Origin of the sequence: Arthrobacter sp. 18067 (assembly GCF_902706295.1) — a bacterium.
In the GTDB taxonomy this organism is placed as follows: domain Bacteria; phylum Actinomycetota; class Actinomycetes; order Actinomycetales; family Micrococcaceae; genus Arthrobacter.
In genome coordinates this window covers 1-22,563 of record NZ_CACSJJ010000033.1, presented here as the reverse complement: position 1 = coordinate 22,563, position 22,563 = coordinate 1, and the positions used below count along the sequence as shown (strand labels likewise).

The window sequence follows — 22,563 nt, the reverse complement described above, 5'->3', positions numbered from 1 at the left end:
TGGCTGCGGCGGCGCTTAAACGACGGCGCTTAAACACAGGGAAAAAGCCGAGGACAGGACCGTCTGGCGCGGTCCTGTCCTCGGCTAAGTCTGTTTACGGCTGGTGGTGCACCCTGTGTTGCCTTCTAGGTACTTGGCACGTCCTCAAGGTCTTCTTCGCGGCGGCCGGCAGGCTCGACGGCGGCGGCCGCCCTCAGTTTTGAGCGCGCCGCTTCCCCTTGCGAATAGAACCAGATGGGGATGTAAAGTCCCAGGACGATGAAGCCGACCCATGTAGGCGCCCAGCCGATCTCCAGGCTGTTCAAATAGACCACGCCGATCAGGCAGAGGGGCAGGTTGAACAGGCCGAACAGCAGTGCGACGTTTTTCCAGCCCTTGGGCGCCTTGAAGGGCCTTTCCAACCCCGCAAAAGCGGGATGCTTTTTGGCTTTCACGTACGCGAACAAGCTGATTCCGTTGGCACAGGTGTACCCGATAGCTGATGCGGCAACGATTGCGGCGGGGTTGCCCATGAAGATAAGCACGAGGTTGAAGGCGCCGATGATCAACATGGCAACGAACGGTGTGCCGTTGCGGTTCGTCCTGCCGAGGGATCGGGGAAGGTTGCCTTCCATGGCCATGGAATGCATGGCTCGCGAAGAGCCCAGATAAGCCGTCTGCATGATGAGGACCATGGCGGCGATCAACATGATGATGGTGATGACGGAGCCGGCAGTTCCGAAGACGGCGGTGGCAACAGGGATCAGGGGTGAGACTGGCTCTGCACGGACTCCATCGACACCCAGCACGCCGATCACGGCTGCCTGAACCAGGACGAAGGAGAAGAAGCAGATAGTGCCGCAGGCAAAGAGTGCCTTGGAAACGTCCTTGCCCGGGTTCTTGTACTCAGGGCCATAGATGGCTGCCGTTTCCCAGGCGCAGGCACTCCACTGGGCGATCGCAAAGATGCCCAGGAGAATCAGGATGTGGTGCATATCCCAAGACCAGTCGGCCGGCAGCCAGTTTCCGGTGATGTTGCTCATTTCGACGTGCCCTGTGGCAAACGGCGCTACGGTGAGCACCACCAGGGGTATCAGGGAAAACGCGGCAAGGATGTAGCCAAGTTTCGCGCCATCCTTGAGTCCGAACCAGTTCACCACGAACAAACCGCCGAAGATCACAGCTCCTGCCATCAGGGCGAGTTGGTTGGCACTGAATGTTTCGGCCAGGACGGGAAACAGGCCGTGGAGGTAGCTTCCCACCAGGATGGAAAAGATCGCCAGGACCGGAGTCCATGCGAACCAGTAGCTCCAGGCGCTGAAACCGCCGAGCAACTTGCTCTTGTCGTACTTGCCTTGGTAATTCTCGGTGCGGAAAACGTGCTGGGCAAAGCCCGGGAGGCCGGAAGCTTTGGGAAAGGTAGTGGCCAACTCGGCATAGGCCGCGTTCTGGAAGAAGCCCTGAACCACCGATAGTCCCCAGACAACAATGGCTCCAGCCGCCAAATACATCGGCAGATATCCCAAGGAGGGCAGGATCAACAGGGGCACACCCAGTGCGATGGCCAGTCCTTGCTTCCAATCGATTGACCTTTCGAGGCCACCGGGTCCATCTGAACGATTTTCACTCATAACAATCTCCCTTGACTGAACTAAGAGCCTGTCTCCTTCAGTTGGATCAACTTGCCGTCCCCTCCGGTGGCCGCGCCGAAAAGGGCAGCGAACTCCACCGGCAAGTTATGTCTTAACATCCAGAGTGCGCGTCGATTGCCCGCGCGTCGAGGCATGGAAGAAGCTGGGGTTCCGGAATTTCGAACGCGCTGCTGCTGGTCGTCAGTGGGGCGCGGCCGGAGTGGAACTGGCGACGGACCGGACGAGGTGCCGTCAACGGAAGAATGGTGATTTATCACCTGCGACTGTGGGGCAGGCCGTCCGCTACCGTTCCGAGCTTCCTGTGAAATGGATCACTTCCGAGGTTACATCCAAATACCTTCATTTCAACAGCTTTTGCCGAAATGAATTTGGGAGGGGTGCCGTAGGGCACCAATGCTAGGCGCTGTAAACCAGGGAGAGGCCCAGATGCGGGACATCCAGGTCGATGCGCTGCTGGTCCTCCGGATACCCGGGCTTAATACGTTCGCCCACCAGGTACGTCCCGGAATTTCCCATGATGACGCGGTTGCTGGCGTTCACCATCGCGGCATTGCCTGGGATGGCACGCAGGTGCGGCATGATGAGCGGCTCCAGGTCCTTGACGAGGATGTCGCATCCCGCGACTCCGGCGAATGTGCCGTGAATCGAGAAAGGGGCAGTCAGCGTGATGATGTATTCATCGAAGCCGAGGTAGTCGATGTACGGGCCCCAGAGGGTCTGTTCCCCAGTGGAAGCGGCGGTGGAGAAGAACGGCAGTTTCTCGTAGTCGTAGTAGCGATGGCTGCCAGGAGTCAGGTCTGCATCAAGTTTCTCAATGGAGGAGGAACCGGATTTTCCGTGGGACCACCACTCAAAAATGTGGCCTTCCGCCTCGACGGACTGGGCAGCGAAGAAGGTCCCCGCGCCAACAGCAAACGAGTTCTTGGCCAGGAATTCCCGTGACAGCGCCTCAAGTCCCAGCAATGATGACTCGTCCACTTTCGGCCGGCCGGCAAGGTTCTTTTCCACCAGTTCGGCAACGTGCCCGGCGAGGTGGTTGATCTCGGCCAGGACGTCGCTGGTCCATAGGGCGAGGGCATGTGCAGCGTGTACGACTTCGTTGTCGAGCTTCATTGGGCATCCTGATTCGAAAGGGCGTATCCGACTGTGAGCTTAGTATCAATCAGGTGGAAAATGTTCCGCCGGATGTGTCCAAGCACCAATTCCTGGGCCTTCTCGGGCTGGTCCTGGGCAACCGCCCGAACCAATTCCAAGTGTTCGGCGGTTGCCGTTTCGGGGTCAAATGCTACGGCAAGAGGGGTCCACAACTGCTGGACTGTCTCCTGTTGCAGCCGGATCTCCGCATTGGCGAGTCTGGGTGATTGGGCTGCAACAGCCAGTTCGACGTGGAAGCGGCTGTCGGCTGACGCGCGGTGCTCAGGGGAGTGGGCGAGTACCAAGGAACGAGCAAGTTCCTGGAGGCGCTCGAAGTCGTGGGCTTCAGCGCGCTCACAGGCCAGCCTGATGGTTGCGGCCGCAATGGCGGCATGTTCATCTCCGATATCGCGAATCTCCGAGATCGACGTCGAGAGGAACCACGACCGCATGGCGTCAGCCTGTGTTTGCGGCTGCTTGACCACAAAAGACCCGCCACTCCGGCCCCTGCGGGTTTCGACGATTCCCCGGTCCCGCAGTTCAGTCAACGCCTCGCGAAGAGTAGCGCCGCCAACTCCGAACATTTCCGAGAGTGCCGCTTCAGCGGGCAGGCGTTCGCCCACTTTCAGTAAGCCGAGCGAGATCGCCGTGGATATTCTGTCGACGATTGCCTCGGCGCGCTCGATTTCCGGCAAGGAGCGGTAAATCTGCGACTGGAAGGAGGACGGCGATGCCAAGAGTCTGCGCTCCGAGGGTTGGACTGCGGGTGGCTTCAATACTACAGAGGAGAGTTACTTGAAAGTATCGATTCAACTGAGCATCTTTTGAAGGTGTGCGACCCCGCTGAAACTGTTGAGCGCAGGGGGACCACTCCTTAAGTGTAGGAAGAACCGTCAGAAAACAGTGTTACCCCACCCCCTCTGATTCGGAAACATGGTTGTCAACCGAAAAGAACTCCTCGGCCGCCGCAGGACGAGGACCGAATCGAAGGGGACAAATCGTGAATCCGACAGCAAGCGCGACGACTGCCGCGTACACCACAGCATCCGACATTGTCCGCAATCTTGCCCTCGTCAGGGACGAGATCACGGGCACCGCGGCAAAGATTGATGAACAGCAGATGGCCCGCCTCGCGAGTCACCTCAGCCACCCGGGCCGCATTTTTGTCGCCGGCGCAGGCCGAAGCGGTTTGGTCCTGCGAATGGCCGGCATGCGATTGATGCACTTGGGCCTCACAGTCCACATCGCGGGCGATACCACCACGCCGGCAATCGCTTCCGGGGATCTGCTCCTGGTGGCCTCCGGGTCGGGAACAACATCCGGCGTGGTCAAGTCAGCAGAAACGGCGGCCAAGGCGGGTGCCCGTATTGCAGCGTTCACCACCAACCCGGACTCGCCGCTCGCTGGTCTTGCCGACGCACTGGTAATCATCCCGGCCGCCCAGAAGACCGACCATGGCTCTGCCGTTTCCCGGCAGTACTCCGGCTCGCTCTTCGAGCAGGCCCTGTTCCTGGCAACGGAAGCCATCTTCCAGTCCCTCTGGGACAGCGATCAGCAGCCGGCCGAACAGCTGTGGCTGCGCCACGCAAACCTCGAGTAAAACCGCACACCCCAAGCGACAGAACCCAGATTTCCCCTATCCAATCGCAGTTCATAAAGAAGGAAAAACATCATGAAACTCCAAGTTGCTATTGATTTGCTGACTACCGAGGCTGCTCTTGAGCTGGCTGGCCAGGTTGCCGAGTACGTTGACATCATCGAGCTGGGTACCCCGTTGATTAAGGCTGAGGGCTTGTCGGTTATTACCGCGGTTAAGAATGCCCACCCGGACAAGATTGTCTTTGCTGATTTGAAGACCATGGATGCCGGCGAGCTTGAGGCTGATATTGCGTTCAAGGCCGGCGCTGACCTGGTGACCGTGCTTGGTGCTGCTGATGATTCGACGATTGCTGGTGCGGTCAAGGCTGCCAAGGCTCACAACAAGGGTGTTGTGGTTGACCTGATCGGTATTGCGGACAAGGTTTCGCGTGCCAAGGAAGTTCGTGCGTTGGGTGCGAAGTTCGTGGAGATGCACGCTGGCCTGGATGAGCAGGCCAAGCCGGGCTTTGACTTGAATGGTTTGCTGCGTGCTGGTGCTGAGGCCCGTGTTCCGTTCTCGGTTGCTGGTGGCGTGAAGCTGGCCACGATCGGTGATGTGCAGAACGCCGGTGCTGATGTCGCCGTCGCCGGTGGCGCCATTTACGGTGCCGAGGACCCTGCCCTGGCTGCTAAGGCCCTCCGCGCCGCCATCGTCTAAGTAATTTGACCGAAGGTGGCGTCCCGCAAAGGTGAAAGCCGCGGGGCGCCACCTTTTCGATCCACGGGCAACGATCAGGGGTTGGAGTTTGGGGGACCCTGATCCCTGGGAAGGAAGTTGATCACAATGCTTTGTCTGGCTAATGAGCAAGTGGACGTCATGGTGAGTGAGCCCGGCCGCGTCAACGAGTTGCTCGACGAAGCTGAGGCAGTGCTTCGGCAAACGCCCCAGCGGTTTGCAGGAATATTGGTCACGCGCCATGAGCCTGGCCGTTACACGCTCGCCCTGAGCGACGCTGTTCCGTTTGGGGAGACCCGCGAACAGATACTCTCGTGACCGCTGGTTCACCACGGCACTGCCTCGAAAGTTAGAAGGCAACAATGTTGGATACGTACACTGAATCTCCGGTAAGGACCCGCCTGCGGAATCCTTTGCGGGATCCGCGGGATCGGCGCCTGAACCGCATTGCCGGGCCGTCGTCGTTGGTGTTCTTCGGAGTCACCGGTGACCTTGCCCGTAAGAAGCTCATGCCGGCGGTCTATGACCTCGCGAATCGTGGGTTGTTGCCTCCGAGTTTTGCTTTGGTGGGTTTCGGCCGCCGCGACTGGGACAACGCGGATTTCGCGGCGGAGGTCAAGGAAAACGTCAAGGCCCACGCACGAACCAGGTTCGACGAAGCAGTGTGGGAGCAGCTCGCTTCCGGTATCCGCTTTGTTCGGGGCGAGTTCGACGACGACGACGCTTTTGAGCGCCTCGGTGATGTCCTCGATGAGTTGGATGAGACCCGTGGTACCCGCGGGAACCATGGTTTTTACTTGTCGATCCCGCCCAAGGCGTTTGAGCAGGTCTGCCGGCAGCTCTCCAAGCACGGCCTGGCGCAGGCCAAGCCGGGTCAGTGGCGGCGTGTGGTGATCGAGAAGCCGTTCGGGCATGACCTTGAGTCGGCCCGGCAGCTGAACGACATTGTGGAGTCGGTGTTCCCGGCTGATGCGGTGTTCAGGATCGATCATTACCTGGGTAAGGAGACGGTGCAGAACATCCTGGCGTTGCGTTTCGCGAACCAGTTGTTCGAACCGTTGTGGAACGCCAACTACGTGGACCATGTGCAGATCACCATGGCCGAGGACATCGGCACGGGTGGGCGTGCAGGCTATTACGACGGCGTGGGTGCTGCCCGTGACGTGATCCAGAACCACTTGCTGCAGTTGCTGGCGTTGACCGCGATGGAAGAGCCCATCTCCTTCAACGCCGATGATTTGCGGGCGGAGAAGGAAAAGGTCCTGGCGGCGGTCAAGCTCCCCGATGACCTGTCCACGCATTCGGCGCGGGGTCAGTTCACCGGTGGCTGGCAGGGCGGGGAGGAAGTCCTGGGCTACTTGGATGAGGACGGTATCCCGGCTGATTCGAAGACCGAGACGTTCGCGGCGATCCGGGTGGATATCAATACCCGGCGCTGGAATGGTGTGCCGTTCTACTTGCGTGCGGGCAAGCGCCTGGGCCGTCGCGTGACCGAGATCGCGGTGGTGTTCAAGCGGGCACCGAACCTGTTGTTCCGTGATCACGGTGAGGACGATTTCGGTCAGAACGCCGTGGTGATCCGGGTCCAGCCCGACGAGGGCGCGACGATCCGGTTCGGGTCCAAGGTCCCGGGCACGCAGATGGAAGTCCGTGACGTGACCATGGACTTCGGCTACGGCCATTCGTTCACCGAGTCCAGCCCCGAAGCCTACGAACGGCTGATCCTGGATGTGCTCCTGGGCGAACCGCCGCTCTTCCCACGGCATCAGGAAGTGGAGCTGTCCTGGAAGATCCTGGACCCGTTCGAGGAGTACTGGGCCGGGCTGGATGAACAACCGCAACCCTACGCACCCGGCAGTTGGGGACCGGCCTCGGCTGATGCTCTGCTGGCCCGTGACGGACGAACCTGGAGAAGGCCATGATCGTAGATCTTCCCGATACCACTACCTCCAAGATCTCCAAGAAGATCATGTCCCTGCGTGAGCAGGGCGGCGTGATTGCCTTGGGTCGTGTGCTGACCCTGGTGGTGGTGACCAAGTCCGGGCAGGAAGAAGAAGCCATCGAGGCAGCCAATGAGGCCAGCCGGGAACATCCCTGCCGGATCATTGTCCTGGCCGACGCCGGTGTTGAAGGCCCGGACCGTCTCGATGCGCAGATCCGTGTCGGTGGGGACGCCGGCGCGTCCGAGGTCATCGTGCTGCGCGGCCACGGGCACATGGCCCACGAAAGCGAATCCCTGGTCGCGGCCCTGCTCCTCCCGGACGCGCCGATCGTGGCCTGGTGGCCGCACGGCGCCCCGGAAAGCGCCTGCGAAACCTCCATCGGCCGCATCGCGCACCGCCGCATCACGGACTCAGCCAACGAACCGGACCCCCGCCGGGCCTTGGAAAACATCCGCGCCACGTACAAAGCCGGCGACACCGACCTCGCCTGGACCCGCCTGACCAACTGGCGCATGCAACTCGCAGCTGTCTTCGACCAAGTGGACGGCGACCCCGTGTCTGCCGTTGCCGTTGAAGGTGCCTCGGACTCCCCCAGCACGCTGCTGCTGGCCGCCTGGCTGAGCCTTGCCCTGCAGGCTCCGGTCACCATCGTGGCAGATCCTCCAGGCACAGGGATCCGCGGTGTGCGGCTCATGTCTGCCTCCGGTGTCATCCGACTGTCCAGACCAGGCCACACGGTAGCCGAGCTGACCCAGCCCGGGCAGCCCGCCCAGCGCATCACCCTTGCCAGGCGCAGCCTCAAGGACTGCCTTGCAGAAGAACTCCGACGACTCGATCCGGACGACATTTTCGGAGAGACGGTTCGCAGTTTCGACATGTCGCGTGTGCAGCACGAGAACCTCAACCGCCGGGACAATGTGGACGTGGAGGCCTTGGTTTCCGCCCTCAGCCAGGTTGATGACGCCCTGGCCAGGGCGCACTAAGCCTCCACCGGCAAAGACGCCGTCATCAACCAAACGATGACGGCGCCGTCGTCATTCAAGCCACCGCACCACCACGAAGGAATGAGCTGATACATGCACATCGGATTGATTGGCCTCGGAAAAATGGGCTTCAACATGCGCCAACGGTTGCGCAACAGCGGCGTGGAAGTTACCGGCTATGACCCCAACCCGGATGTCACCGATGCGGCGTCATTGGACCAGCTCCTCGCGGCAGTGCCGTCGCCCCGGATCATCTGGGTGATGGTTCCAGCCGGTGCCGTGACCGAAGCCGTTATTGCCGAGCTGAGTGCGAAGCTCACCCCGGGCGACCTGGTGATTGATGGCGGAAACTCAAGGTTCACGGAGGACCAGAAGCACAGCGAATTGCTGGCGGCCAACGGAATAAAGTTCGCGGACTGTGGGGTTTCCGGCGGCATTTGGGGGTTGGAGAACGGTTATGGCCTCATGGTCGGGGGAGAGCGGGCCGACATCGAGCGCGCGCTCCCCGTGTTTGACGCTTTGAGGCCTGGGGGAGAACGGGCGGACAGTTTTGTCCACGTCGGCGGAGTCGGCGCCGGCCATTACTCCAAAATGGTCCACAACGGCATTGAGTATGGCTTGATGCAAGCCTATGCCGAGGGATACCAGCTACTTGAGTCAAAGGCGATCATCACCGACCTGCCCGGAACCTTCCGTGCCTGGCAGAAGGGAACGGTAGTGCGATCCTGGCTTCTTGATTTGCTGGTCAGGGCTTTGGAAGAAGACCCGGGCCTCCGCAACATCGGCGATTACGTGGAAGATTCAGGCGAAGGTCGGTGGACCGTGGAGGAAGCCATTGCCAATGCCATTCCGACTCCCGTCATCACAGCGGCGCTGTTTGCCCGCTTCGCGTCCCGTGAGGAGAGCTCCCCGGCCATGAAGATGGTTTCCGCCCTCCGGCACCAGTTTGGCGGCCACGCCACAAGGCCGGCCGCCTAGGCACCCAAATTCACGCAGGCACCAGATTCACGCAGGCACCACATTCGAACCTACCCTTTCGAGTAGCTTCGACCGAGTTGCATGCCTACGACTGCCTCAGGCCGTGGCTGTGGGCCAGCGCGATCGCTTCGGTGCGGGAACCGACGTCGAGCTTCTTAAAGAGGTTCCGAACATGGAACTTGACCGTGTTCTCGCTGATGCCCATCGACGACGCTATGGTGCGGTTGCGGTGTCCGGAGGCGAGATGCTGGAGCACTTCGAGTTCGCGGGCGGCGAGGTTCCATCCAGCGACATCTCCGGCCGGACGTGCGGGCAAGTCCAGTGGAAGTGAAACGAACACATCCGCGCCCCAGCCTGACATGACGTCCATGCGCAGTTGCCCGGTCAGTGCCTGGACCCTGCGGTCCAGGCGGCTGATGCTCGGATCCTCGGTGGTGAGCGCGCCGCCGCCGTCGTCCCGGACGTTGATCAACAGGTTCTCGCCGTCGCAATCCCAGTGGGTCCGGATCCTGGTGACATCCGGTTGTTCCATCATGACCAAGACCAGTCCGCGGACGATTGCGCGTGCTGCGTGCGCAACTTCGCCGGGGAGGGCCCTGCCGTTCAGGGGCGGCTCGATGAACTGGACCTCGATGCCGCTGAAACTCGTGAGCGGACGCAGGTCTTCGCGCAGGCGTTCAAAGGCTTTCGCTACCGGTTCCTTCACCAGATCCGTGGTGCGGTCACTGTGCGTGCGCAGACCCACAAGGGCCCTGGCGGCGAGGTCGGTGACCGTGGTACGGGCAGTGGCGTGGTCCATGGAGGACGAGCGAAGGGCGGCCAGGAGCGTTTCGAGGGTGGTGGAATGAAGGTCGGTCAGTTCGGCCGTTACGCGGATTCGTTCCGCTGAGGCCGCGCGGGATTCCAGCAAGTACGACGGCGGCGCATCAGCCACTTTTTCCTGGATCCGCCGGGCGGTGATGTCCCAGAGGAAGGCCACCAAGTCCAGCCCGCCGGTCCCGGGATCGGCGGGAAGGGGGTCGGTGATCACCAGCAGGGCATTGCTGGCGGCGTGTTTGAGGGCCATCGCCTGCCGGGGCTTTCCCGCAAGCTCAGCTTCGCCGAACCAAGGGCCTTCGTCCGGAAGCGCGGCTCGGAGTGTGTCCAGTTCAGCGATGGAGACCTTGGAAATGATGTCCTCAGAGCCTGCCTTTTTCTGCGGCCGCCCGGTGCAGTCTTCGGTGAAGATAACCAGTGCGCTGCTCCCGACGGACGGGAGCGTGGCTTCACGCAGCCGTTCGGCGATCTGGGACAAAGGGGCGTCGGCCAGTGCTGCCACGGAACGCAACAGCGGCCAAGGGAGGTCTGAAGGGGACATGGCAGATTCCTTGCTGGGTTCATACGGTGGCTGCGCGACGATGCGAAACCTACCGGGGTGAAAACACCCTGTCCTAAAGTGTAGTCAAAAACTGTCAGAAAACAGTGTTTCCCCTACCTGTTTATTTCGGGAGCATGGGAACCAACCACAAAGCATGGATGCGGCCACTTGGGCCGACCACCATATCAAAGGGGATAGCTCATGAATCCGACAGCAAGTGCGGTTCTTACCTTCAGCAACGCAGATCCTGTACCCGCAACCCTCAACTGGACGTCCAAGGACCAGCGCGCCGTCGACACCGCCCGCGTGTTGGCCGCCGACGCCGTGGAGAAGGTCGGTAACGGCCACCCGGGCACTGCAATGAGCCTCGCCCCGGCAGCGTACCTGCTGTTCCAGAAGCTCATGCGCCACGATCCTCGTGATCCCGACTGGATCGGCCGTGACCGCTTCATCCTCTCTCCTGGCCACTCCTCGCTGACCCTTTATATCCAGTTGTTCCTGTCCGGTTACGGGCTGGAGCTCAAGGACCTTGAAGCGTTGCGCACTTGGGGTGCTTTGACTCCGGGCCACCCCGAGTACAAGCACACCGCCGGTGTGGAAATCACCACCGGCCCGCTCGGCCAGGGACTCGCATCTTCTGTGGGGTTCGCATACTCGCAGCGCCGCCAACGCGGCCTGTTCGACGCCGATGCTCCCGCCGGCGAATCGCCGTTCGACCACACCATCTGGGTCATCGCCTCCGACGGCGACATCCAGGAAGGCGTGACCTCCGAGGCGTCTTCGCTCGCCGGACACCAGGAACTGGGCAACCTCGTAGTGGTCTACGACGAGAACCACATTTCCATCGAAGACGACACCGACATCGCCTTCACCGAGGATGTACTGAAGCGCTACGAGGCCTACGGCTGGCACACCCAGCGCGTGGACTGGACCAAGACCGGAAACTACGTCGAGGACCTGCAGGAACTGTACTCCGCCTTGCTCGCAGCGAAGGCAGAGACCTCCAAGCCGTCCATCATTTCCTTGCGTACCATCATCGGCTACCCGGCTCCGAAGAAGCAGAACACCGGCAAGATCCACGGTTCCGCGTTGGGCGCCGAGGAAGTCGCAGCAGTGAAGGCCGTGCTCGGTTTCGATCCGGCCAAGTCCTTCGAGGTTGATGAAGAAGTCCTGGCACATGCCCGCAAGGTTGTTGACCGGGGCACGGCTGCACGCGAACAGTGGGACGCAGCTTTCAGCGCTTGGCAGGAAGGCAACCCTGAAGGCGCCGCGTTGCTGGAGCGCATCGAAGCCAAGCAGCTCCCTGAAGGCATCGACGCCGTTCTTCCCGTGTTTGAAGCCGGCAAGGATGTTTCCACCCGTGCGGCTTCCGGCAAGGTCCTGAACGCCATCGGACCGGTCCTTCCTGAGCTCTGGGGCGGCTCGGCCGACCTCGCCGAGTCGAACAACACCACGATTGAAGGCTCGCCGTCGTTCATTCCGGCCTCGCGTTCCACGGACACCTGGAAGGGCAACCCTTACGGACGCGTACTGCACTTCGGGATCCGTGAGCACGCAGCGGCGTCGATCGTCAACGGTATTTCCTTGCACGGCCGCACCCGCGCTTTCTCGGGCACGTTCCTGATCTTCTCGGACTACCAGAAGCCGGCAATTCGCCTCGGCGCCCTGATGGGTGTTCCGTCCATCTATGTGTGGTCGCACGACTCCATCGGCCTGGGCGAAGACGGTCCCACCCACCAGCCGGTCGAGCAACTCGCTTCGCTTCGCGCCATCCCGGGCCTGGACGTTGTCCGTCCCGGTGACGCCAACGAGGTTGGTATCGCGTGGAAAACCATCCTGGAGAACCACGAGAACCCGGCCGGCATCGTCCTGACCCGCCAGAATGTTCCCACTTTCGCCCGCGGTGAGGGCGCAGCCACCGGTGACACCTTCGCCTCCCCGGCCGGGGTGGCCAAGGGCGGCTACGTGCTGGCCGAGGCATCCAAGGACGGCGCGAGCGTTGACGCGCAGGTCATCCTGATCGCCACAGGTTCCGAGGTCCAGCTCGCCGTCGAGGCCCGTGAAGCACTCCAGTCGGAGGGCATCGCCACCCGTGTTGTGTCCATGCCGTGCGTTGAGTGGTTCAACAAGCAGGACGAGGCCTACCGCGAGTCCGTGCTCCCCGCTTCCGTGAAGGCCCGTGTTTCGGTTGAAGCCGGCCTCGCACTGGGCTGGCGCGAATTCGTGGGCGATGCCGGTCGCTCCATATCACTGGAGCACTTCGGTGCCTCGGCAGACTACAAGCGCCTGTTCCAGGAATTCGGTATCACCACTGAAGCAGTAACCGCAGCGGCCATGGAATCCCTGGCCGCCGCCAGTAACTGACTCCGCAACTGCGCTCAAATTTCGAAGGAAGAACATAAGCCATGACCAACGCAACACCCACAGCACAGCTTTCCGCCGCAGGCGTTTCCATCTGGTTGGATGACCTTTCACGCGAACGGCTGTCCAGTGGCAGCCTGCAAAAGCTCATCGACGAAAAGAACGTTGTAGGCGTGACCACCAACCCGTCCATCTTCCAAGCAGCGATCACCTCCGGCAAGGACTACGAGGCAAAGATCGCAGAGCTGGCCACGGCCGGTGCCAGCGTTGAGGAGACGATTTTCGAGATTACCACTGCGGATGTCGCTGACGCCTGCGATCTGTTCGCGCCGATCGCCGCCGCCACCGATGGTGTGGACGGTCGAGTCTCGATAGAGGTGGACCCCCGCTTGGCCTGGGACACCGAGGGCACCATTGCAGAGGCCAAGCGCCTCTACAAGAAGGTGGACAAGGACAACGTCCACATCAAGATTCCGGCAACCTTGGAAGGCCTGGCCGCCATCACGGCAACCCTGGCCGAAGGTATCAGTGTCAACGTGACCCTGATCTTCTCCCTGGAGCGCTACCGGGCTGTCATTAACGCCTTCCAGACGGGCCTGAAACTGGCACGGGACAACGGTCACGACCTCTCCAAGATCCACTCCGTGGCCTCATTCTTCGTCTCCCGGGTCGACACCGAAATCGACAAGCGCCTTAACGCCATCGGAACCGCCGATGCCAAGGCACTCAAGGGCAAGGCCGGTGTCGCCAACGCACGGCTGGCCTACCAGGTCTATGAAGAGCTCTTCTCCACCGAACGCTGGGCCGTCCTCGCCGCTGCCGGAGCACGACCGCAGCGTCCGCTGTGGGCATCGACCGGCGTGAAGGACCCGGCCCTGCCGGACACCCTCTACGTCACCGAACTGGCGGCCGCCGGGCTGGTCAACACCATGCCGGAAAAGACGCTCGACGCCACGTTCGACCACGGCGTAGTTACCGGTGACACCATCACGGGCACCTACGACGAAGCCGAACAAGTCCTGAACGCCATAAAGGCCCAAGGGATCTCCTACGCCTTGGTGGTTTCCGTCCTTGAGTCCGAAGGCCTGGAGAAGTTCGTGGCCAGTTGGAAGGAACTCCTGGCCGACGTCGAAGGCGCCCTCGCCGCTGCACGCAGGGCAGCCTGACCCTCCGGGTGCTCTTCGGTGCCGCCGAGACTGGCACCCACCCGGCCGCGTGGAGACCCCGTCGTGGGGTCTCCACGCCCTCCACTGCACGTTTGACCGTTACCGAAAGGCAGACATCATGTCCACTTCACCCTTGACTTGCTGCATCAACCCCAGCATCCTCTCGGCCGATTTCGTCAATCTCGAAGCCGAGTTGGCCCGGATCAGCAACGCCGATGCCGTTCACGTGGATGTCATGGATAACCACTTCGTGCCGAACCTAACCATTGGCTTGCCGGTTGTGGAGAGGTTGCAGAAGGTCAGCCCCGTGCCGCTGGACGCCCACCTGATGATCGCCGACGCCGACCGCTGGGCTCCGCTTTTTGCCGACGCCGGATTGGACTCGGTGACGTTCCACGTGGAGGCGGCCATGGCCCCCATAAAGCTCGCCCGCGAGCTCCGCGCACGGGGCTCGAAGGCCGGCATGGCACTGCGCCCTGCAACACCGGTGGAACCGTACCTGGACATGCTGCCCGAGCTGGACATGCTGCTGCTGATGACAGTGGAGCCGGGCTTCGGTGGCCAGGCCTTCCTGGACGTTGTTCTCCCCAAGATCCGGCGCGCCCGTGAGGCAGTCGAGGGTTCCGGGGTGAACGTCGCCATCCAGGTGGACGGCGGCATCACGGAGGAAACCATCCTCCGCGCAGCCGAGGCCGGCGCCAACGTGTTCGTGGCAGGCTCCGCCGTCTACGGCAAGCCCTCACCTGCCGACGCCATCGAATCACTCCGGACGAACGGGCAACTTGCCTTTTCGGCACGGAACGCCAACCACGAACTCCAGAAAGCCTGAAGGACCATCTGACATGCGCGTTCACATCGCAACCGACCACGCGGGCCTGGAACTCAGCTCGCACCTCATCGCCGCGTTGACGGCCAGCGGCTACGAGATGGTGGATCACGGGCCATCTTCCTACGACCCGGAAGATGACTACCCGTCCTTCTGCATCAAGGCCGCGACCGCCGTCGTCAATGACCAGGCCGCAGGCGTGGAGGCTTTGGGCATCGTGCTGGGAGGATCGGGCAACGGTGAGCAGATCGCCGCGAACAAGGTCAAAGGCGTCCGCGCAGCGCTGGCGTGGAACCTGGACACAGCCAAACTGGCCCGTCAGCACAACGACGCCAACGTGGTGGCCGTTGGCGGGCGCCAGCACACTGTCGAGGAAGCTACCGGACTGATCGAGGCATTCCTCGCGGAGCCGTTCACCAATGCCGAACGCCACGAGCGCAGGATCGGCAAGATCGCCACCTACGAAACCACCGGAGTAGTCTCCGACTAGCCCTGCGGTTAGACAATCCGCTCACCAACTACGCCGTCGTCCTGAAGGTCGACGGCGTAGTTGTATGTAAAAGAAGGATGCCGGTCAGAACAGCAGGGGTTCCAGCCGCAACGTCAGGTCGCGGGCCGCTTCTTCCTGCTCGCAGATCGTCGGGAACCGGGCTGACGGACCGAAGAGGCAGAGGGCCGCGCCGAGGGAACCGTCGGGCATTGCTATGGGAAATGCCAGGCTGGCGGAACCTTGTTCCAGTTCATTTACTTCCGAAGCCTGCTTGTTGGCCCTGATGTCCGCGAGTGCCGCCTCCAACTGGCCTCTGTCTGTGATGGTGTGTTCCGTCAACTTCGCCAACGGACGCATCGGGAGAGATGACGAGTCGCCAAGCTCAGCAAGCATCAGTTTCCCTGCGGCAGAGGCATGTGGATGCCGAAGCATTTCGAATGCTGATTGAAGCGGATAGTCCGGATCTTCGTCGGCGATTCTCAGCGAAGCGTTCCGGTACATGACGAGGTGTACGGCGAAGCGGTTACCGCTCCGGAATCGTTCCATGACACCGCGTGCCGCCGTTGAAACGGTGGGTGGAGCAGCAGCCGTAATGAGGCCTGTGATTGCGTGCCCGAGCGCGAAGCCACGGAGGTTGGATGTACGGGCGAGGTATTCGTCCGCGACGAGCGCGTTGAGTGCCCGGTAGGCGGTCGCCTGGGGTATTTGGAGAGCTTCGGTGATCTCTTTTGCTGTTGTCCCGGTGCCGAACCGGGCCACGACCTCCAGGATCCTCAGGGAGGTTGCCGCCGGCCCGGTCCCGGCGTAGGAAGGCCTGTAGCTCATGGGATGCGCCTGTCATGAAACAGGTCCGAATGCCGGGTCTCGTCATAGATGCCTATGGATGCCAGACGCCCGGGCTGCCGGTAGTGGAGGAACGACGCGTAGAGGACGCTGGCGAGGAGCACGGCGCCGTAAATGAGGCTCTGAAAGTTGCCCGCCTGAATCGAAACCGTAGCAGCGGCCCACAACACAAAAGCGAGGATCAACGGGGTTGCAGCTCCCAGAATCCAGCTGCCATTGGTGCTTTCCCCGATCCGGCGAAGGAAGAAGGGCAAGGACGCGCTGGCAAGAATATACGAGCCCAAGTATCCGTAGGCGCCCAGCGTGAACAGGTTCGCGAGGCCGACTCCGGGGCTGACTCCGAAGATGATCACCATGATGGGAACGCCCGCGATGACAGGCATGACCATCATGATTGCCGTGGACGGTGTTCGAAAGACGGGGTGGGTCCGTCCTACCGCGTGCAGGGCCACGCCTTCCCTGCCCATGCAGAAAAGTATCCGGGCAAGGGCGTTAACGGATGCAATCGCGCAAGCAAACCACGATGCCGCTATCCCCAGGTCAAGGACTGCCGCGACCATGGGGGAGGTACTGGAAATCAGGTTGGACAGTGGAGTAGAGCTCGCTATGATGCCGGGCGGCGCCTCCCTGAGGGCTGCGTCTTGGGCGGACGCTGCAATGAGATAAAGGACGCCCGCCAGGATGGGAGTCCACGTGATGGCCCGTGGGATGCTGACGAAGGGCCTCCGGGCCTCTCCTCCCAGCGTTGTGGGACTTTCGAAGCCGACAAAGGCACTCACGGCAACGACGATGCCGATCCATAGCGAGTCAAAATTTCCGTGCCAGGAGAACACTCCGTCGAGATTCACATTCGATGCGTTGAAGGTGAAGTAGACAATGAGGACCACGGTGAGAATCGCAATGGAAATGGATTCCATCAGCAACGTGGACCAAGCGGACAGCCGTATCCCCCTGACCATGAGGAAGCACGCGGCGCCTGCTGCGGCAAGGATAACCACGGCCGTGGAAACCTTCGGATCACCCATCGGGAGACCAAGGTTGAGAAACAGTTCAACAACATAGGTACCAACAGCCAGCAAGCTGGCCATCGCCACGAGGGCGTATCCAAAGACGGCTGACCAGCCGGCGGAAATTGCTGTTCGCGGCCCCAGGCCCCTGGCTGTATAGCTGTACAGCCCGCTGACGGCTGCCATGCGTTGTGCCATCGGTCTCAGGCACAACGCAACAAGGATGATGACGGCCATGGCTGCGCCAAACGTCATCAAGAGGTTGGGGCTGGACGATCCAAAGACCAGGCCGGGAAAGATCAGGGCCGGAATGACCGACATCGCTCCTGCAGGTGCCACGTTGGCAACTGCTTGTGCGAAGACCGGCAGGAACGAAAGCCTCCGACGCCGTAGCCCCTCCACCGGGGATTGGGCACTGATGTAGCGATCACTGCGGGCAGACATTACACACCAAGTTTCCCTCCGCCGGGCACCCTCGCCCGCTATCGCAAGTCATCGATCCGAGATGCCAAACATTAGCATTGCCGACCCGCATTAAAGGTCAAACAACCTACTTTCGAATGTTTCCAGCATGTTAACTGCACTGAGAAATCAGGGTTCGGAAGTTCTCAGGGCAATGTCCAAAAAAGTCTCGCCTGAAGGAATTCGATGCCGTAGGTTTTCTACACAGACGGAGTGCAAGTGACCGGCATCACGGCCCTGCACGAGTCTTTCGGGATGACCGTCAGCGCCGTCTTTTACGCAGCAGACCGCTCCTCAAGAGCAGGGCCACGGAACCTTTCGACTGCCAAGCCTGGGGAAGTTTGACCAACCAAGGAGAAAATCATGACTTTGAATGCTGAAACTGGGGTTCTTGTGGGGGTTTCGCACCCGTTGGATCCGTTGTCGCGGGAGGAGATTTCCCGTGCTGTGGCGATTTTGAAGGAGGGTCCTGCGGCGGCGGAGTCGTTCCGTTTTATCAGTGTTGAGCTGCGTGAGCCGGCGAAGGAGGATCTGCGTAATGGTGTGCAGGTCGCTCGTGAGGCTGACGCGGTCCTGGTTGATCGTGCCGGGGCGCGTTCGTACGAGGCTGTTGTTGATCTTGACGCCGGCACGGTGGATCGGTGGACCCAGCTCGCCGCGGATGTCCAGCCCCCGTTCATGCTGGACGAGTTCGCTGAGTGCGAGGAAGCGTGCCGGAAGGACCCGGACGTGATCGCGGCCCTGGCCAAGCGGGGCCTGACGGACCTGGACCTGGTCTGTTTCGAGCCGTGGTCGGTGGGGTATTTCGGTGAAGACGCCGAAGGCCGGCGGTTGATGCGTGCCCTGGTGTTTGTCCGTGACGAACCCGATGACAGCCCGTACGCGCACCCGATCGAGAACTTCATCGTGTTCTATGACCTCTCGGCCGGTAAAGTCGTCCGTCTCGAAGACGACCAGGCCATCCCGGTCCCGTCCGCCCGGGGGAACTACCTGCCCAAGTACGTCGGTGAGGCCCGCACGGACCTGAAGCCGATCAGCATCACCCAGCCCGAAGGGGCCTCCTTCACGGTCACCGGCAACCACGTCCAGTGGGCCGACTGGTCCTTCCGGGTCGGGTTCACCCCGCGTGAAGGCCTGGTCCTGCACCAGCTCAAGTTCCGCGACCAGGGCGTCGAACGCCCGGTCATCAACCGGGCCTCGCTCTCGGAAATGGTGGTCCCGTACGGTGACACCGCACCGGTCCAGGCCAAGAAGAACGCCTTCGATTCCGGTGAATACAACATCGGCAACATGGCCAACTCCCTGACCCTGGGCTGTGACTGCCTGGGCGAGATCAAATACTTCGACGGGAACAGCGTGGACTCCCACGGCAACCCGTGGACCATCGAGAACGCGATCTGCATGCACGAAGAAGACGACTCGATCCTGTGGAAACACTTCGACTTCCGCGAAGGCACCGCCGAAACCCGCCGGTCCCGGAAACTGGTCATCTCCTTCATCGCCACGGTCGCGAACTACGAATACGCCTTCTACTGGCACCTGTTCCTGGACGGCTCCATCGAATTCCTCGTCAAAGCCACCGGCATCCTCTCCACCGCCGGGCAGAACCCCGGCGAGAAGAGCCCCTACGGGCAGAACCTGAACAACGACGGCCTCTACGCCCCCATCCACCAACACATGTTCAACGTCCGCATGGACTTCGAACTCGACGGCCCCAACAACGCCGTCTACGAAGTGGACATGGAATACCCCGAACACAACCCCACCCACACCGCGTTCAAAGCCGTCGACCGGCTCCTGGAAACCGAACAACAAGCCATCCGCAAAACCGACTCCGCCAAACACCGCTTCTGGAAAATCGCCAACCACGAGAAAACAAACATCGTCAACGAACCCGTCGCGTACCGGCTCATCCCCACCAACGGCATCCAACTCGCCGCCGGCGACGAGTCCTACGTCTCCAAACGCGCCCAATTCGCCCGGAACAACCTCTGGGTCACCGCCTACGACCGCACCGAACGCTTCGCCGCCGGCGAATACCCCAACCAAGCCACCGGCGCCAACGACGGACTCCACATCTGGACCCAAAAAGACCGGAACATCGTGGACCAAGACCTCGTCATCTGGTACACCTTCGGCATGCACCACGTCGTCCGCCTCGAAGACTGGCCCGTAATGCCCCGCCAAAACATCGGCTTCATGCTCGAACCCCACGGCTTCTTCAACCAAAACCCCACCCTCAACCTCCCCACCGGAACAACCAACACCACCACCAACGACACCTGCTGCCACACCAACAACCAGTAAGTGGGACAGCCACGTCACTAGCACCAGGCAGTAACTGCTTTACCTCGTTTCACTGAGATCCCCGGGACCGCCAGGCGGCAGGGCCGCCTCGGCGGTCCCCGGGACCTCACCCTTCATGCCCCGTTCGGCATAACGAACGCCTCGCAGACCAGCGCACCAGGCAGTCGCCCCATGCGCACCGGGCAATCGCCCCATGCATGGCCCACACTTCACATCTCCAGAACGGGAATTTCCCCGTACCTACATGCGTGCTTCGACGGGCGTGCGGGGGATCCGTCTCAAACGCGGCCAAGTGCCGACGTCACTACGTATCCGACAACGTTGTCAAAGGAAGATTGCCATGAGTCAAAACAGCTTGGATGAAGCCGATCACCTGAAACGGTCAATCAACTGGAAACAGGGTATGGCCATCGCATTGGGCGTGCCCTTACTGATTTTGCCGTCCCTGGGCTATATACCAATGTATTTTTCTGCTGCTGCAATCCTCATCTGGGGATTGTCGGTCATTCAGGGCTTCATACAGAATGCCGCATACGCAGAAATGGCCACCACTTTTCCCAAGGCGTCCGGCCTTCCTGGCTTTGCGCAGCACGTTTTTCGTACCGAGAACTTCAAGGGCAAGTACGACAAGGGCAAGCTGATCGGAGGCTTCACCGCGTGGAGCTATTGGTTTGGCTGGAGTCCCATCATGGCGATCTTCTCCATCCAGGTAGGCAATTACCTGCATGGGCTGTTTCCAGCGCTGGGCGATACATTCAGCGAGTATCAGCTCGCGTTGATCGCCGGCGTGGTGATCTTCACCGGGCTGTTCGTGGTGAGCTGGTTCGGTCTGAAAGATGGGGCAATCCTGGGTTACATCCTGGCGGCAGTCTCCCTGATTCCCTTGGTTATCCTGGCTGTGGCACCGTTTGCGACAGGCCATGTTGAGATGATCAACATCACCGGAAATTGGTGGCCGACTGACTGGGCCTGGGACGGGCACCATATCCTGATCCTCTTCGGCGTCTTTGGGATCGCACACTGGAGCGCCTGCGCTTGGGAAACGGCAGCCATCTATGGTCCCGAATATAAGAATCCGTCCAAAGATGTCCCCAAGGCGTTGTTGGCGTGCGGCATCATCTGCTTATTCTTGTACGTAATGCTCCAGGCGGGAGTTATCGGTGTCCTGGGAGTTGACGGTGTGATCGCCGAGCGCGTATCGCCCCTGATCCCGGTAGCCCAGGCCGTTTTCGGTCGGGCCGGCACAATGATCACCATCATCATGCTCATAGCCGCAATGATTCTGATCATCCAAACCGCTTATCTGGGTTCCACCCGGGCAATGCACTCAATGTCGGTGGAGGGCAATCTCCCCAGGATCCTCGGACGGACGAATCGCCGGGGAACTCCCTGGGTTGCCATGCTGGTTGGTGCAGCCTTCAACCTGGCTTTTATCTCAATGAACAGCGCTGCTGCGATCCTGGGTGCCTCGGCAATTGGCTACACCGTGGCCCACGGCATCAGCCTTTTCGCCTATGTCAAGGCCAACGGTCCTGCTTTCGCGGGCCTGGAGAGGCCATTCAAGGCTCCCAGGAACTGGAAGATCATGGGCCTGATCTTTGGGCTGTTCAACGTTCCACTGTGCGTGATCGGTGTGGTCTACGTAAACAGCCTGGAAATCGGCTGGACCCCCACTTGGGTCGCCTTCATTGTGTTGGCCCTGTTCCTGCCCATTTGGTTGTATACCCAGCACGAGTTGCGGCGCCATAAGAAGAAGGAAGCCACTCCAAGCTCTTCGGACAACCACGCAGAAGATGAGGCCGCAGTACTGGTTACCGACTTCCGCTAACGAACCCCTTCCAGTACCAACCCCGTCCTGTTCCCGAAGGAGACTCCCGTGCTGGCATCTTTCCTCAGCATCCCCGTCAGCCTGTTCCTTGTCGCCGGCGCGGTGTTTTGCCTCACCAGGGCATTCCGACGCAGCTCATGGGTATCCACATGGAACTACGGCATTCATGCGCTCATGGCTATTGGCATGCTGGGCATGGTCTGGCACGGCGTCGAGCTGCCACTTCTACCGCAGCTGTTGCTGTTCGGCGTCGCCTCTTTCTGGTTCCTGCTGCAGGCTGTTTCCAGGGCCGAATTCCTACTGGTGTGCCACACCCGTTCCGGTCGACTCAGCTGTTTCTACCACGCAGCGATGCTTGCAGCGATGGTCTTTATGCTCCTCCTTCCCCATTCGGCAACCCTTCAGGAAGCAGCAACCGTGGGTGTCGATCACACTGCGTATGCCTCCCATGCCGGTCACGCGCTGGCCGCGGCTCTTCCATCAGAGCCTGCGGTCAGCGCGCTGTGGATGCAGCCGGCCGCGCAATTGTTGGCTGCTCTCTTTGCCCTCGCCGTCCTGGTATGGCTCCTGCCGATCGATCGCGTTGCTGCCCGTCTTCGGTCTGGAAAAGCGCTTGGCATGAGCAACTCCTCCCGGCCGCCCCACATCATTCTCGAGCGTTCCTACGAGGCGGGGTCCGCGTTGACGATGTCGCTGATGTTCGCCGCCGCAAGTATGTAGATCGAAGCCAGGTCTCTCACCCATTCCGCGCCGCCCACCAAACCACCGGTCCAACAGCCGGCCAACCAAGCGCTTCGACGAAGCCCCAGCATAGGAGTCACCATGCCCATTGCAACCCCAGAGATTTACTCCGAGATGATCGACCGTGCGAAGGCTGGCGGTTTCGCTTTCCCCGCGGTCAACGTGACGTCGTCGCAGACTCTGAATGCTGCG

The 22,563-nt window shown here is 61.1% G+C and carries 19 protein-coding genes and 1 pseudogene; 14 read left to right on the top strand and 6 right to left on the bottom strand.

Annotated elements, in window-relative coordinates:
- Window positions 1-125: 125 nt before the first annotated feature.
- From GVL04_RS23035 to GVL04_RS23025, 3 genes are all read right to left on the bottom strand, one after another.
- Window positions 126-1,610: an APC family permease gene (locus GVL04_RS23035; RefSeq protein ID WP_159708902.1), complete on the bottom strand. Its 1,485-nt coding sequence runs from the start codon at window positions 1,608-1,610 to the stop codon at window positions 126-128.
- A 417-nt stretch (window positions 1,611-2,027) separates the two neighbouring features.
- Window positions 2,028-2,744, bottom strand: a complete 717-nt coding sequence (locus GVL04_RS23030; RefSeq protein WP_159708900.1) for a cache domain-containing protein — start codon at window positions 2,742-2,744, stop codon at window positions 2,028-2,030.
- On the bottom strand, window positions 2,741-3,502 hold the full coding sequence (locus GVL04_RS23025; RefSeq protein WP_159708898.1) for a FadR/GntR family transcriptional regulator: 762 nt from the start codon (window positions 3,500-3,502) through the stop codon (window positions 2,741-2,743). Before GVL04_RS23025 ends, GVL04_RS23030 begins: the two co-directional genes overlap by 4 nt.
- A 263-nt stretch (window positions 3,503-3,765) precedes the next feature.
- Between GVL04_RS23025 and hxlB the strand changes: the two genes are divergently transcribed.
- The 6 genes from hxlB (at window position 3,766) to gnd (ending at window position 8,983) form a co-directional block, all read left to right on the top strand.
- Window positions 3,766-4,365 carry a 6-phospho-3-hexuloisomerase gene (gene hxlB, locus GVL04_RS23020; RefSeq protein WP_159708896.1) on the top strand — a complete coding sequence of 200 codons (600 nt, stop codon included), beginning with the start codon at window positions 3,766-3,768 and terminating at the stop codon, window positions 4,363-4,365.
- Between the two features lie 72 nt (window positions 4,366-4,437).
- Window positions 4,438-5,061, top strand: coding sequence for a 3-hexulose-6-phosphate synthase (gene hxlA / locus GVL04_RS23015; protein WP_159704091.1), 624 nt, complete (start codon window positions 4,438-4,440; stop codon window positions 5,059-5,061).
- Between the two features lie 126 nt (window positions 5,062-5,187).
- Window positions 5,188-5,397: a hypothetical protein gene (locus GVL04_RS23010; RefSeq protein ID WP_159708894.1), complete on the top strand. Its 210-nt coding sequence runs from the start codon at window positions 5,188-5,190 to the stop codon at window positions 5,395-5,397.
- A gap of 44 nt (window positions 5,398-5,441) precedes the next feature.
- The gene (zwf, locus tag GVL04_RS23005; RefSeq protein WP_159708892.1) at window positions 5,442-7,001 is read left to right on the top strand and encodes a glucose-6-phosphate dehydrogenase; all 1,560 of its coding nucleotides are present in this window, start codon (window positions 5,442-5,444) and stop codon (window positions 6,999-7,001) included.
- On the top strand, window positions 6,998-8,005 hold the full coding sequence (locus GVL04_RS23000) for a glucose-6-phosphate dehydrogenase assembly protein OpcA (RefSeq protein ID WP_235036414.1): 1,008 nt from the start codon (window positions 6,998-7,000) through the stop codon (window positions 8,003-8,005). Before zwf ends, GVL04_RS23000 begins: the two co-directional genes overlap by 4 nt.
- 93 nt (window positions 8,006-8,098) lie before the next feature.
- Entirely contained in the window at window positions 8,099-8,983 is an 885-nt protein-coding gene (gene gnd, locus GVL04_RS22995; RefSeq protein WP_159708890.1) for a phosphogluconate dehydrogenase (NAD(+)-dependent, decarboxylating), read from the top strand.
- Window positions 8,984-9,068: 85 nt separating this feature from the next.
- On the opposite strand, the gene GVL04_RS22990 is transcribed toward gnd, so the two are convergent.
- Window positions 9,069-10,340, bottom strand: coding sequence for a response regulator transcription factor (locus tag GVL04_RS22990; protein WP_159708888.1), 1,272 nt, complete (start codon window positions 10,338-10,340; stop codon window positions 9,069-9,071).
- A 201-nt stretch (window positions 10,341-10,541) separates the two neighbouring features.
- On the opposite strand from GVL04_RS22990, the gene tkt reads away from it, so the two are divergent.
- The 4 genes from tkt to GVL04_RS22970 all read left to right on the top strand — a co-directional run bounded on the left by tkt (window position 10,542) and on the right by GVL04_RS22970 (window position 15,183).
- Window positions 10,542-12,704, top strand: a complete 2,163-nt coding sequence (tkt, locus tag GVL04_RS22985; protein WP_159708886.1) for a transketolase — start codon at window positions 10,542-10,544, stop codon at window positions 12,702-12,704.
- 41 nt (window positions 12,705-12,745) lie between these two features.
- Window positions 12,746-13,867: a transaldolase gene (tal, locus tag GVL04_RS22980; RefSeq protein ID WP_159708884.1), complete on the top strand. Its 1,122-nt coding sequence runs from the start codon at window positions 12,746-12,748 to the stop codon at window positions 13,865-13,867.
- Window positions 13,868-13,985: 118 nt separating this feature from the next.
- Complete coding sequence (gene rpe, locus GVL04_RS22975; RefSeq protein WP_159708882.1) at window positions 13,986-14,696, top strand: ribulose-phosphate 3-epimerase; 711 nt, start codon at window positions 13,986-13,988, stop codon at window positions 14,694-14,696.
- Between the two features lie 13 nt (window positions 14,697-14,709).
- A complete protein-coding gene (locus GVL04_RS22970) occupies window positions 14,710-15,183 on the top strand; it encodes a ribose-5-phosphate isomerase (RefSeq protein ID WP_159708880.1) in 474 nt (157 codons plus the stop codon).
- An 84-nt stretch (window positions 15,184-15,267) separates the two neighbouring features.
- On the opposite strand, the gene GVL04_RS22965 is transcribed toward GVL04_RS22970, so the two are convergent.
- Together GVL04_RS22965 and GVL04_RS22960 are read right to left on the bottom strand one after the other, a co-directional pair.
- Entirely contained in the window at window positions 15,268-16,008 is a 741-nt protein-coding gene (locus tag GVL04_RS22965; protein ID WP_159708878.1) for an IclR family transcriptional regulator, read from the bottom strand.
- Window positions 16,005-17,477, bottom strand: coding sequence for an APC family permease (locus GVL04_RS22960; RefSeq protein WP_235036413.1), 1,473 nt, complete (start codon window positions 17,475-17,477; stop codon window positions 16,005-16,007). Before GVL04_RS22960 ends, GVL04_RS22965 begins: the two co-directional genes overlap by 4 nt.
- Before the next feature lie 381 nt (window positions 17,478-17,858).
- Here GVL04_RS22960 and GVL04_RS22955 point away from each other — a divergent pair, with 381 nt between their 5' ends.
- The 4 genes and pseudogenes from GVL04_RS22955 to GVL04_RS22940 form a co-directional block, all read left to right on the top strand.
- Complete coding sequence (locus tag GVL04_RS22955) at window positions 17,859-19,802, top strand: primary-amine oxidase (RefSeq protein ID WP_159708876.1); 1,944 nt, start codon at window positions 17,859-17,861, stop codon at window positions 19,800-19,802.
- 340 nt (window positions 19,803-20,142) lie between these two features.
- Window positions 20,143-21,630 carry an APC family permease gene (locus GVL04_RS22950; protein WP_159708874.1) on the top strand — a complete coding sequence of 496 codons (1,488 nt, stop codon included), beginning with the start codon at window positions 20,143-20,145 and terminating at the stop codon, window positions 21,628-21,630.
- A gap of 48 nt (window positions 21,631-21,678) precedes the next feature.
- Entirely contained in the window at window positions 21,679-22,350 is a 672-nt protein-coding gene (locus GVL04_RS22945) for a DUF5134 domain-containing protein (RefSeq protein WP_159708872.1), read from the top strand.
- A gap of 102 nt (window positions 22,351-22,452) precedes the next feature.
- Window positions 22,453-22,563, top strand: a pseudogene (locus tag GVL04_RS22940) (class II fructose-bisphosphate aldolase); the annotation flags it as partial.